Genomic DNA, 12,111 nt, shown 5'->3' on the forward strand with positions numbered 1-12,111 from the left:
TTCGACCCCGAGATCACGCCCGAGATGGACGCGATCGTCCTGAAGGCGCTGGTCAAGGACCCGAACTACCGCTACCAGTCGGCCGACGAGATGCGAGCCGACATCGAGGCCTGCCTGGACGGCCAGCCGGTCGCCGCGACGGCCGCGCTCGGCACCATCGGATACGGATACGGCGGCTCCACAAACAGCGCACCAACCCCGCTGCCGACGCTGCAGCAGCCGCGTCCCACACATGCCCAGCAGCAACAGTCTCGCCACGGCGACGACGGCGGCCGCCCGGGCGGCGCGGGCTTGGACGCCGGGTACACCGATCCGGCCCCCGCCGGAGGCCGACGTCCGTCCCTGGGCGCACTCATCGGCATCGGCGTGGCCGGCCTCGCTCTGATCGGCATTGCCGTGGGCACCGCGCTCGGCCTCGGCGGCAACGACCAGCAGCCAGCCGCCGACACCTCCGCCATCTCGGACAGCGGCAAGTTGGGGACAGACGCCGCGCAGACCCAAGCGAAGTCGCTCGACGCGCTGCTGCAGTCGAGCAACAGCAGCCGCACCACAGTGATCAACGCGGTCGCCTCCGTCAAACAATGCAGCAACCTCGCTGGTTCGGCGACCGACCTGCGCACCGCCGCGAGCCAGCGCGACGACCTGGTCACCAAACTCTCCCAGCTCACCGTCGACAAACTACCCAACCACAGGGAACTGGTGGCCCAACTCACCACGGCCTGGAAGGCGTCCGCCGCCGCCGACAACCACTACGCCGCCTGGGCCTACCAGGTCGCCGGCACGACGGGCTGCCAAAACGGCCAGGCGAAGAACACCAGGCAGACCCTCCGGGGCAACGCGGCCAGCGAGCAGGCGACCCTCGCCAAGAAGAAGGCCGCCGCCCTGTGGAACCCCATAGCACACCAGTACGATCTCCCGCAGCGCCAGTTCACCCAGCTCTGAGCGAAATCCCGCGCCGACCACTGCATTCCGAGACGATCACCGAGCCGGATGCGGCGAGCGGCGCGCTTGGCTTACGGAGCCCTTCGGGTCAGCACCGCATGGGTGTCTCATGGACGCTTCGTCCTGCCCGCTCCGTCGTCCGGGTGAAACCCCTGCTCCGGGCGGGCACCGTCAACTTGGGCGGGCGGGCGCCACCACAAGCCGAGCGTGGAGAACAGCTCGCGGCGCAGATCGCGGATGGAGAGCCAGCGGGGAGGACGCGTTCACCGAGCCGGCGCCCTGGACGGCCAACGGAACACCCCCGCGTCGGCGGGGAGGACCCGAGTCTCCTACCGGCAACAAGGACCGATGACGGAACACCCCCGCGGGTGCGGGGAGCAGCTCATGCCGCTCATCGTCGTCGTGGGCAAGCGGACGTCTGCGCCCGAATGCACGCCGCTACGTACTCTTCGACGATCTCAACGAGACCTGGCGGCTGGGCCGGACCAGGACCCTACGCTCGGCCCGAGGACCGAAGTCATCAAAGCTGATGGGGCCGGGCGACTTCAGCGGTTAAGATCGAAAACGCGGATACTGCGGCCTTCGTATGCTTTCGGGGCCACCGTGGCGACCAGCGCGTCCGCGCCCCACTCGGGCAGATGCCGGGTGGCATGGATCGCGGCACCAATGCCAAAGGGAACGCCGTCCCGGTGCAGTTGAGCCACTTCGAGCGCCGCCGGGTAGTCCAGGTCCACGGTGTGGATGACCTCAAGCTGCCCGATGTGCTCGGCGATCCCCAGGTGCTCGCGGTCAGCTTCCAGGATCGAGAGGACTGGTGCCCACAGGCGGGTGTCGGTCTCGAAGTGAGCCCGGTGGATGAGCGCGGAGACCTGGCGGTTGCCCGCGAGCGCCACCAGCGTTGGTGCATCGAGAATGAGATGGTGCAAGATCACGCGGCGGCGCCTTACTGATGGGCGAACGCTTCACGGAGCCTGCGACCCATGGCCGCGCTCTCCTCGTCGGACACCTCGACGCCGAAGTGCTCACCCAGGTAGGCACGGGTCTGCTCGGCCCGCTCACGACGCTCTTCCTCGGTCAGCGTGGACTCCGCAAACTCCTGCACCAGAGAACGGATCGAAGTTCCCCGGGATTCGGCAATCACGGCGAGACGGTCACGGACTTCGGCAGGCACACGAATCATCGCGTCAGACATACCTCACAGTATACATTCATGTATACGCGCTCCAGCGTCAGCGCCGCGCACCGGCCGAACGAACGGTTGCTGCCGAGCCGGGCCCTGTAAGGCTTGCAGGGGTGATGGGAGCTTTCTTCCGGGTATTCCCCTGGGCGCAGCGGGTTTTGGGGCGCCTGGCCGGGGCGCGCCCACTTTGTCCGGTCGGTCTTGGGAGGACGTGAGGTCGGCGCCTGCTGCCTCAGCGGGCGACGCGTTGGTGTGCCCCTGCAGACCCCTGGCCTGCGGACCACACCCGGGCCGCCGTCCTGCTGGACACGGCCGTCCAGACCACGCTCATCGTCGGGCAGCACACCGTCTACCGGCTGGACCCGGCCGCCCGGTCCCGCCTCGACAGCGCCTTCATCGCCATCTTCTTCGCGGGCGGCGCCCTGGGCTCGCAGCTCGGGTCCCTCGCCTACCACGCGGCGGACTGGGCCGCCGTGTCCGTGCTGGGCGCGGCCCTTCCCGTCCTGGCGCTGCTGTACTGGCTGACGGAGCGGCGCACGCGGTGACGGTCAGGCGGGCTGCCACAGTTCGATCCGGTTGCCCTCCGGATCGGTGACCCAGCCGAAGCGCCCGACGCCCTCCATGTCCTGGGTCTCCGGGTGCACCTCCGCTCCCTTCTCGCGCAGCTGGGCGAGCATGGCGTCCAGGTCGCGGACCCGGAAGTTGAGCATGGTCCGCTGGGTCCGGGACCCGAAGTAGTCGGTCCCGGACTCGAAGGCCGCGAACACGGTGGGGCCGGTCTCCTGGCGCCATGGCCCCTTGTCGTCGGCGTCCAGCCCCAGGCACTCGCGGTACCACGCGCTCAACCCCTGCGGGTCGGTGACCCGCAGGAAGTATCCGCCGATTCCCAGCACACGTTCCATGCCGCCATCCTGACAGGAGCGGGATGCCGTCCGGCCGGTCCCCCGCCCGCGTCGGGCCGTCCCTGGCGGGGAACCGCCGGCTCGGGCAACGTCTTACGGCCGGCCCACTACGCAAGGATCTCCTGCTCGGCCACCGCCTCCGCGTGGGCGCGTACGTGGTCCAGGAACCGGGTGGAGTTCGGTGGCAGGGTGCGTGGGGTCAGCCAGGCGATGCCGATGTCCCGGGCCGCCGCCACGTCGGTGACCTGGAGGTACGACGGTCCGCCGGTGGGCGCGGCGGCGTGCGGGCGCGGTACGAGGGCGACGCCCAGCCCAGCCCCGACCAGGCCGCGCAGGGTGGCCACCTCGTCCCCCTCGAAGCCCACCCGGGGGCTGAAACCGGCCTGGGCACACAGTGCCTCGGTCACCGAGCGCAGGCCCTGTTCGTTCCGCAGCAGGATGAACGGCTCCTCGGCGACCTCGGCCAGCCGCGCCCGTCGGCGCTGGGCCAGCCGGTGCCGGGGAGGTACGGCCAGCCACAGCGGCTCGACCAGCAGACGGCGCCAGGTGATCAGGGGGTGGCCAGGGTCGCCGGCGGTCAGGAGCAGGTCGGCGGTGCCGTCGAGCAGCGCGGCCACGAGGTCGGCCTCACTCCCCTGGCGCAGCTCGAACCGGGAGAGCGGGAAGCGCTCGCGGAAGCCGGTGATCAGCGGGGGCAGCAGCCAGGTGCCCAGCGAGTGCAGGAAGGCCAGCGGGATGAGACCCGCCTCGGGGGCCACCGTCTCGTGGACCGCGCGCAGTCCGCGGTCCAGCCGCTCCAGCGCCGCCTCCGCGTGGTCCCTGAACGCGCGGCCGGCCGGCGTGAGCCGCAGGACGCGCCCCACCTGCTGGAAGAGCTCGGCCCCGACCTCGGTCTCCAGGCGCCGCAGGGCCCGGGAAAGGGCCGACTGGGTCAGGTGCGCCTCCGCCGCGGCCTGGGTCACCGTCGCGCCGTCCGCCACGGCCACGAAACAGCGCAGTACCTGCAGGTCCATACGATCCATGCTACAGGCGCATGGATTCCTGCGCATTCAGTCATTGGACGCATGGAACTTCCGGCGCCACCCTGGGAGGACAGGGCGACCGACGGGTCGCGACCCCGGACACGTCTGGAGCGACGATGAGTACCCAGTGGAAGGCCCGCGCCGACCGGTTCGAGACCTCCGCGCGCGGCCGCACTGTACTGGCCGACCCCCGGCTGAACCGCGGCACGGCGTTCACCGAGCAGGAGCGCCGGGAGCTGGGCCTGGACGGGCTGATCCCGCCCCGGGTCCTGACCCTCGACCAGCAGGCCGACCGGGCGTACGGCCAGTACTCGGCCCAGCCCACCGACCTGGCCAAGCACGTCAACCTCGCGGCCCTGCACGACCGCAACGAGGTGCTGTTCTACCGGCTGCTGAGCGATCACCTCTCGGAGATGCTGCCCATCGTGTACACGCCGACGGTCGGTACGGCCATCGAGCGGTACAGCACCGAGTACCGGCGGCCGCGGGGCATCTACCTGTCGGTCGACGCGCCCGAGGACATGGAACGGGCCCTGCGCGCCTCCGGACTGGGCGCCGAGGACGTCGATCTGGTCGTGGCGACCGACGGCGAGGCCATCCTGGGCATCGGCGACTGGGGCGTGGGCGGCATCGACATCTCCGTCGGCAAGCTCGCCGTCTACACGGCCGCCGCCGGCATCGACCCGGCCCGCACGCTCGCCGTCGTCCTCGACGTCGGCACCAACCGCAAGCAGCTCCTCGACGACCCGCTGTACCTGGGCAACCGCCACCCCCGGGTGGACACCGAGACCTACGACGCGTTCATCGAGCGCTACGTCAGCACCGCGGAGCGCCTGTTCCCCGACGCGCTGCTGCACTTCGAGGACTTCGGTCCGGCCAACGCGCGCCGCATCCTCGACCGCTACCGGGGTGAGCACTTCGTCTTCAACGACGACATCCAGGGCACGGGCGCGGTCAACCTGGCCGCCGTGCTGTCCGGCGTTCGGGCCAGCGGGATGCCGTTGCCCGAGCACCGGGTCGTGGTCTTCGGCGCCGGTACGGCGGGCATGGGCATCGCCGACCAGCTGCGGGACGCCATGGTCGCGGAGGGGCTGAGCCGTCAGGAGGCCACCGCCCGTTTCTGGGCCGTGGACCGCTACGGACTGGTCACCCGGGACCAGGAGGGTCTGCGCGACTTCCAGGCCCCCTACGCGCGGTCCGCCGACGAGGTCGCCGACTGGCAGCGGGACGAGGAGGTCGGCGGCTACTCGCTGGAGGAGGTGGTGCGCCGGGTGCGGCCCACCGTGCTGATCGGCACCTCGGGACAAGGCGGTGCCTTCACCGAGAGCATCGTGCGGGAGATGGCCGAGCACACCGAGCGCCCGATCGTCCTGCCGATGTCCAACCCCACCCGGCTCGCCGAGGCCGTGCCCTCCGAGCTGCTGGACTGGACCGACGGCCGTGCGCTCGTCGCGACCGGCAGCCCCTTCGAGCCGGTGACCAGCGGCGGGGTCACCTATGAGATCGGCCAGGCCAACAACGCGCTCATCTTCCCCGGCCTCGGCCTCGGCGCCGTCGTCGCCCGCGCCACCCGCGTCACCGACTCCATGCTGTCCGCCGCCGCCCACGCCGTCGCCGAGCAGGTGGACTCCACGGAACAGGGCGCCTCGCTCCTCCCCCACACCCGGGACCTGCGGCGCACCTCCGCCGCCGTGGCGGTCGCCGTGGCACGGGCCGCGGCCGAGGACGGCGTCGCCCGCGAGCGGGTGGACGTCCGCATCGAGGAGCGGGTGCGGGAGGCCATGTGGGAGCCGGTGTACCGGCCGGTGGTGGCGGTCTGAGGCGCCGGGGACAGGGACCGGTATGAGCGGCGGAACGATCGAACGCCGGCGGGCCACCCGGTTGTTCGCGGCGACGAGGGAACTGGTGGGCCAGGACGACCGGCTGCTGCCGCCGCTGCTGGTGCTGACCCTGCTCAGCGGGGTGGTCGACGCGGTCAGCCTGCTCGGCCTGGGGCATGTCTTCGTGGCCAACATGACGGGCAACCTCGTCCTCGTCGGCCTGTCGCTCGCCGCGTCGCCGAAGTCCTCCGCCGCCCATCCCGTGGTGGCCCTCGGCGGCTTTGTCGCGGGTGCCCTGCTGGTGCGCGCGGTGGCACCCCGCCATGTCGACCACCGGTCGCTGCTCGGCGTCTGCGCCGCGCTGGAAGCGGTGCTGTTCGTCGCGGTGGCCCTGAACTGGTCGTACGGCGACGGGAAGGCGCTGCCGATCCTGCTGTGCGCGGTGGCGCTGGGCATGCAGAACGCGGCGGTCCGGCGGCTCGGCCTGAGATGGCTCACCACCACGGTGATGACCAGCACGCTGACCGGCCTGGTCGCGGACCGCGCGGAAGAGCGCACGGCCTCGACGTCGCGCCGACAGACGCTCAGTGTGCTCACCCTCGTCGCCGGTGCCGCGCTGGGCGCGGTGGCCGTGCGGTCGGCGGGCACGCCCGGGACGCTGGCGGCGGTGGCCGTGCTCGCGGTCGTCGTGGCGGTCACCGTGCTCGTGCGCGAATCCGGCACGAGGAGCGGGGCCAGGGCGTGATCCGTGCGCTCAGCTCGCGTTGGGCCGGGCGAGGCCGATGTCGTACGCGAAGATCACGGCCTTGATGCGGTCACGGGCGCCGATCGTGGTCAGGACCCGCCCGACGTGGGTCTTCACGGTGGACTCGGACAGTACGAAGTGGGCGGCGATCTCGCCGTTGGTCCACCCCTTGCCGATGGCCTCGAGGATCTCGCGCTCCCGCTCGGTGAGCGTGGTCAGCCTCGGGTCCTCGTCGAGGTCGCGTCCGGTGGGCGGCCGGCCGTGGGCGTACTCGTCCAGAATGCGGCGGGTCAGGGGGCGATGACGGCGTCGCCGGCGGCCGCGGCACGGATCCCGGCGAGGAGTTCCTCGGGCGGGCGTCTTTGAGGAGGAAGCCGCCGGCTCAGGCGCGCAGGGCGGCGTGGACGTGCTCCTCGAGGTCGAACGTGGTCAGCACCAGGATGCGGGAGCGGTCGTCGGCGGCGACGATGCGGCGGGTGGCCTCGATGCCGTCCATGCCGGGCATCCGGACGTCCATCAGGACCACGTCGGGGCGCAGTTCGGCGGCCTTGCGGACGGCCTCGGCGCCGTGCGCGGCCTCGCCGGCCACGTCGGTCCCGGGGACCGACTCCAGCAGGATGCGGAAGCCGTAGCGCTGCAGCGGCTGGTCGTCGACGATGAGGACAGTGGTCACTCGGTACCGCCCTGGGGAGTGAGGTCGAGGGTGGCGCGGACGCTCCAGCCACCGCCGGGCGCCGGCCCGGCGCTCAAGAGGAGGCCGTCAGTCTCCTGCTCCGAACTGGCCGCATGCGAGAGGCCAACGTGTGGGTTGAGCGCTCAATCGCCTCAGGCCACGCTGGGTACTGAGGCAGGTCGCAAAGCCGCTCACAGGAGGCCCTCGAGTGGCTCAACCGTGCGGTGTCGTACGGGGACACCGAGGCATTTCGAGAGATAGCAAATCAGCTCTCGCACACCCGCCGCTTGGACGAGGCCCTCCCCTGGTTTGACCGCACTGCCGCCATCGGCGACATCCAGGCTCTGCGCATGGCCGGCGGATACCTGGCGAACGGGGACCGGTGGGGTGAGGCACTCGGCTGGCTGATGCGCGCGGCAGCCGCCGGACTCGCCGACCACACCCTCACAGTCCGTGCACTAACCCAGCTGGGCCGAATGGAAGACGCTGACCGGCTACGGCTGTAGGAGGCCAGGACGTTGGTGACGTGGTCGGCTGGCCGAGAGGCCGGTGGCTGGCCCCCTGCTCCGCTGTGGGGGCGGTGGTAGTTGTAGTGGACGTTCCAGACGCCGAGGGCTGTGCGGCGTTGATCTTCAGATAGCCAGGTGTGGGCGTAGAGGAATTCCTCGGCGATGATCCGGTTGTAGCGCTCCACCTTACCGTTGTGTCGCGGGGTGTAGGGCGTGATCCGCTGGTGGCGTGACCCGAGGAGTGCTCGGGCGAACGCGTTGGCGCGGTAGCAGGCTCCGTTGTCGGTGACGATCCGTTCGATGTGGGTGATGCCGTGGGCGGCGAACCATGCTCTCGCCCTGTGCATGAACGCGATGGCGGTTGCTGCTTTCTCGTCGGGCAGGGCCTTGGTGTAGGCGAGTCGGCTGAACCCGTCGACGGCGGAGTGGGGGTAGGTGTAGCCGCCGCGCCCACTTTTCTTCTTGCGACGCTCGACGTTCTTGGCCTGTTCGCTGCCGCGCCCGTGGGCTCTCCAGCCGCCGCCGTCAGGGATCCGGCCGACCTTCTTCACATCGACGTGGACCATGTGCCCGGGGCGGCGCGCGTTGATCTTCCGCGGCTCCCGGTTCGATTGGCCGTTCGGGTCGATGAACTTGCGGTGGTTCAGCCCGAGCTCGAGCAGGTGCCGTGACACTGTGAGGCAACTGATCGTGACGCCCTCCGTCTGGAGCTCGAAGGCGATCCGGGACGCCGGCCATTTCTGGCTGCGGCGGAGGTCCTCGATCCGGGCCGCGACAGCGGCGTCTGTCGCGGTCGGCTGGCGGCGCGGGGTTGAAGGGAGATCGTGCAAGCCCAGCTCACCGTGGCGGCGGTAGCGGTTGACCCACTTCGACGCGCAGGCGCGGGATATTCCCATGTCCGCTGCGACGTGTGCGATCGGCCGCGTCTTGCATCGCTCGACGAGTCGGCGGCGTCCTTCGATGGATAGAGGTGCGTTGGCGTGCGTCACGAGAAGGCTCCTTGAGGCGGCGCGGAACGGGGCCGCGAGCAGCGGCTCGCGGCCCCGTTCCGCATGCAGGCCATCACTTGCTCGCCGAAGCCGTTCCGTGTCACGACGGTGCGGCGGCTGGGCAATGGCGAAGAAGTGTCAGGCAGTGAGGCGTGCGCCGCCGTCTGTTTCGATGACGGTTCCAGTGATGTTGGGGTTGGTGGCCAGCAGCACGATGGCCTCGGCGACATCGGGGGCGGTGGCTATGCGTTTGGTGGGCAGGGCGTCGGCAGCCTGCTTGAAGAACGCGGATCGGTCCTCGGCGGCGAGTCCGTCCCACCAGGGCGTGTCGACGTATCCCGGCGAGACGGCGTTGACCCGGATCGGCGCCAGTTCGGCGGCGAGCGGTTGGACGAGCCCTTCGATGGCGGCGTTGAGCGAGCCGATCCCGGCGGTGCCGGGCAGGGCAGCCCTCGCTGTGACGGCTCCGACGAGGGTGATCGAGGCGTCCTCGCTGAGGTGAGCGAGCGAGGCCTGGAGTGCGGTGACGGTGGGCCAGTACTTCTCCTCGAACGCCTGCCGCAGGCTATCGAGCGGCAAGTCGCCGAGCGGGCCGGCGCCGCCCTTGCCGGCGAGGGTGATGACGAGGTGGCGGATCGGGGCGATCTTCGCCGTGAGCGCGGCGGCCGCCTCCGCATCGGCGGCGTCGAGAACGTGCCCGTGGACATCTCCGCCGATGGCCGCGGTTGCCCGGTTGAGCCGCTCTGCGTTTCGTCCGGCGATGTGAACCGCGTGTCCTCGGCTGGTGAGTTGCCGCGCGACCGCCAGGCCGACCCCCGACGTGCCACCGATCACGAGTGCAGTGGTCATGCTCACTCCCTATTTCGAGACGTGACGTCTCGCATGAGCGTAGCACCATTTCTAGACGTGACGTCTCGATAATGGGTTAGGCTGACACGCATGACCGGCGCTACGACACCCGCCCGCGGCCGCAAACGGAGCGAGCAGACGAGGCTCGCGATCCTCACCGCGGCCTACGAGCTCACGACCGATGTCGGCTTCCCGGACCTCACCATCGAGGGCATCGCCGCCCGCGCCGGGGCAGGCAAGCAGACCGTGTACCGCTGGTGGCCCACAAAGGCGGACGTCCTGCTCGAAGCCCTGGCGCTCAAGGCAGACCTGAAGGTCTCAACCGCGGACCAGGGTTCATTTGACGCGGAGCTGGACGCGTTCCTGCGTGACTCCGCCGCCCTGATGGCCTTTCCAGGGGCGGTCCCCGTCCTGCGCTCCTTGATGGCCGAAGCGCAGCGCGACGCAGACTTCCGGCGCCGCTTCCAGGACGGCTTCCTGAGCAAACGCAGGGCCGCGCTCGAGACCATCGTCGAGCGGGCCGCAGCCCGCGGCGACAAGCCCGCTCACCTGACGGCAGCCTTCGCCGCCGACCTGGTGTTCGGCCTGATCTGGTACCGGGTCCTCGCCACCGAGCGCCTGCTCGGCCAAGACGACATCACCGCCATCCGACGACTGCTGAACGAACACCCCGGCCAGGAGTAGCGCATGCCCAATCGAACCATCGTCATCACCGGAGCAACGGACGGGCTGGGCCGCGCACTCAGCGGCGCCCTCGCACACCGGCCCGCAACGACGCTCATCCTCCACGGACGCAACCAGAGCCGGCTCGACGAACTGGCCACCACGCTGGCCGATGCACCGGCCTCGATCCACACGGTCCGGGCCGACTTCTCCGAGCTGACGCAAGTGCACCGCCTTGCGGACGAGATCACCGAGTTCACCGATCACATCGCGGTGCTGGTCAACAACGCCGGCATCGGCGGCGGCGAACCCGACGGAACAAACCGCCGACTCACCGTCGACGGGCACGAGCTCCGCTTCGCGGTCAACCATCTCGCCCGCCCGGCTCGCTGGCGACTTCCCCACCGCACACGCCGCCGCACAGAGGCTGGGACGGGAAGGACGCCACCAGCGCGTTCTGGGCGACCTGTGGTGGCTGCAGGGAGAACCGGAACGCGCGGCTGCCGCTCACCTCGCCGGACGTACGGAAGCCGAGCACCATGCCAAATCCGGCGAGGTGGCACATAATCAAGCCCTGCGCGCCCTCGCCGTCGCCTTCTACGACCCCCACCAGGCCCACGACGAAATCGACCTGGCCCACCAGCTCCTCGCCAACCTCGACCTGCGTGCCACCACGATCAACGCGTCCATCGCCCCCCTGATCCGCGACGCCGGCACTCCCGCTCTCGACGACCGCATTCACACCCTGCGCACCGAGCTCGACATCGCCGGCCTCACCTCCATGACCCCCACCCTCGAACTCGCCGCGGCGTTCCACCAGGCCGTCCTCGACGACCACGACGCACTCGCCGCCACCCTCTCCCGGCTGCGCGAACAGACCCAGAACGGCGACTACGCCTACTACATCGACATCGTCTCCTTCATGGCCGGCCTCCCCCTCCCCGCCGACCACACGGCGCCACAATGGCTGGATGGCGAACAGGCCACTCGCACCCGATGGCGCACCCTCGTCACCACCCGCCAGCACCACCTCCACAACGACCAGTAGCAGCGGATCGGGGACGCCAAAGCACCGCGCCGAAACGTCTGACCTACACACATACGGCTGCGACCCGCGAGCACACCAGGTGCTCGCGGGCCGCAGCCTCAGGAAGATCAGATGATTCAGACGGTGTCCGGGTCGACGCCCTGCGCGCGGGCGAGAGCGAACAGGACCCGTTCAATCGTGTCCAGACGGTCGGTGATCGACCGCTCGCCCGGCGCGCCGACCGCGTTGGCGAGGAAGTCGATGTTCCCGAACGCTGTGCGCTGCTACTCACGGATCGTCGCCAGCTGCTCACTGTGCTCCGCCAGCGTCCGGCCGGTGCGAAACGCCTCCGCCTCCAAGTCCCGCAGCCGCTCGTCGTGCGTCGCCGTCTCATTCGCCATGCCCACTAACCTGCCAGGCCCGCGTACCCCGATCAGCCGCCCTGTCGAACGAGCAGGACCCACGTGCTCAGGCAGAAGGCCGGCAGGCCGACTGCGGCCATGCAGTGCCCGCAGCCAGCCTCGCTGCTCCCGCTGGTACGGCAGTCCCGGACGGCTCCGGCGCCGACGTGAGGTTCCCCCGACATGCGGGGCGAGGTGACAGCAGGTCAGATAGGGCTCACGAGAGGAGCTCTGACGATGCCTGCCCCGAGGAAGTACCCGCTGGAGTTGCGTGAGCGTGCGGTGCGGATGTACCGCGCTTCCGAGCCGAAGCCTGTGATCCGCCGCATGGCCGAGGAACTCGGCGTGCATCACGAGGCCCTGCGTAACTGGATTCGCCAGGCCGAGGC

General features: G+C 70.2%; 11 protein-coding genes and 3 pseudogenes. 7 read left to right on the forward strand and 7 right to left on the reverse strand.

Features of this window, described 5'->3' with window-relative positions; genetic code table 11:
• A pseudogene (locus ACWC2T_RS44815) lies at positions 1–942 on the forward strand (hypothetical protein); the annotation flags it as partial.
• Between the two features lie 545 nt (positions 943–1,487).
• Here ACWC2T_RS44815 and ACWC2T_RS44820 read toward each other — a convergent pair.
• The 4 genes from ACWC2T_RS44820 to ACWC2T_RS44835 all read right to left on the reverse strand — a co-directional run bounded on the left by ACWC2T_RS44820 (position 1,488) and on the right by ACWC2T_RS44835 (position 4,037).
• Positions 1,488–1,874: a hypothetical protein gene (locus tag ACWC2T_RS44820; RefSeq protein WP_450676048.1), complete on the reverse strand. Its 387-nt coding sequence runs from the start codon at positions 1,872–1,874 to the stop codon at positions 1,488–1,490.
• Between the two features lie 11 nt (positions 1,875–1,885).
• Positions 1,886–2,134: a hypothetical protein gene (locus tag ACWC2T_RS44825; RefSeq protein ID WP_450676049.1), complete on the reverse strand. Its 249-nt coding sequence runs from the start codon at positions 2,132–2,134 to the stop codon at positions 1,886–1,888.
• Positions 2,135–2,670: 536 nt separating this feature from the next.
• Positions 2,671–3,024: a VOC family protein gene (locus ACWC2T_RS44830; protein WP_450676050.1), complete on the reverse strand. Its 354-nt coding sequence runs from the start codon at positions 3,022–3,024 to the stop codon at positions 2,671–2,673.
• A gap of 107 nt (positions 3,025–3,131) precedes the next feature.
• Positions 3,132–4,037, reverse strand: coding sequence for a LysR family transcriptional regulator (locus ACWC2T_RS44835; RefSeq protein ID WP_450676051.1), 906 nt, complete (start codon positions 4,035–4,037; stop codon positions 3,132–3,134).
• A 125-nt stretch (positions 4,038–4,162) separates the two neighbouring features.
• Here ACWC2T_RS44835 and ACWC2T_RS44840 point away from each other — a divergent pair, with 125 nt between their 5' ends.
• Entirely contained in the window at positions 4,163–5,866 is a 1,704-nt protein-coding gene (locus ACWC2T_RS44840; protein ID WP_450676052.1) for an NAD-dependent malic enzyme, read from the forward strand.
• 22 nt (positions 5,867–5,888) lie between these two features.
• The gene (locus ACWC2T_RS44845; RefSeq protein ID WP_450676053.1) at positions 5,889–6,611 is read left to right on the forward strand and encodes a YoaK family protein; all 723 of its coding nucleotides are present in this window, start codon (positions 5,889–5,891) and stop codon (positions 6,609–6,611) included.
• 9 nt (positions 6,612–6,620) lie between these two features.
• On the opposite strand, the pseudogene ACWC2T_RS44850 reads toward ACWC2T_RS44845, so the two are convergent.
• The 3 genes and pseudogenes from ACWC2T_RS44850 to ACWC2T_RS44860 form a co-directional block, all read right to left on the reverse strand.
• A pseudogene (locus ACWC2T_RS44850) lies at positions 6,621–7,284 on the reverse strand (response regulator).
• A gap of 499 nt (positions 7,285–7,783) precedes the next feature.
• Positions 7,784–8,782, reverse strand: a pseudogene (locus tag ACWC2T_RS44855) (IS481 family transposase); the annotation flags it as partial.
• Between the two features lie 138 nt (positions 8,783–8,920).
• Positions 8,921–9,631 (reverse strand): SDR family oxidoreductase, encoded by a 711-nt coding sequence (locus ACWC2T_RS44860; protein ID WP_450676054.1) that lies wholly within the window; start codon positions 9,629–9,631, stop codon positions 8,921–8,923.
• Positions 9,632–9,721: 90 nt separating this feature from the next.
• Between ACWC2T_RS44860 and ACWC2T_RS44865 the strand changes: the two genes are divergently transcribed.
• From ACWC2T_RS44865 to ACWC2T_RS44880, 4 genes are all read left to right on the forward strand, one after another.
• Entirely contained in the window at positions 9,722–10,315 is a 594-nt protein-coding gene (locus tag ACWC2T_RS44865; protein WP_450676055.1) for a TetR/AcrR family transcriptional regulator, read from the forward strand.
• Positions 10,316–10,318: 3 nt separating this feature from the next.
• Positions 10,319–10,861: an SDR family NAD(P)-dependent oxidoreductase gene (locus ACWC2T_RS44870; protein WP_450676056.1), complete on the forward strand. Its 543-nt coding sequence runs from the start codon at positions 10,319–10,321 to the stop codon at positions 10,859–10,861.
• A complete protein-coding gene (locus tag ACWC2T_RS44875; RefSeq protein ID WP_450676057.1) occupies positions 10,851–11,342 on the forward strand; it encodes a hypothetical protein in 492 nt (163 codons plus the stop codon). The genes ACWC2T_RS44870 and ACWC2T_RS44875 overlap by 11 nt, the downstream gene beginning before the upstream one ends.
• 617 nt (positions 11,343–11,959) lie before the next feature.
• The coding region (locus ACWC2T_RS44880) for a transposase (RefSeq protein ID WP_450676058.1) at positions 11,960–12,111 on the forward strand (152 nt) is incomplete at its 3' end.

Source organism: Streptomyces sp. NPDC001393 (assembly GCF_053597455.1).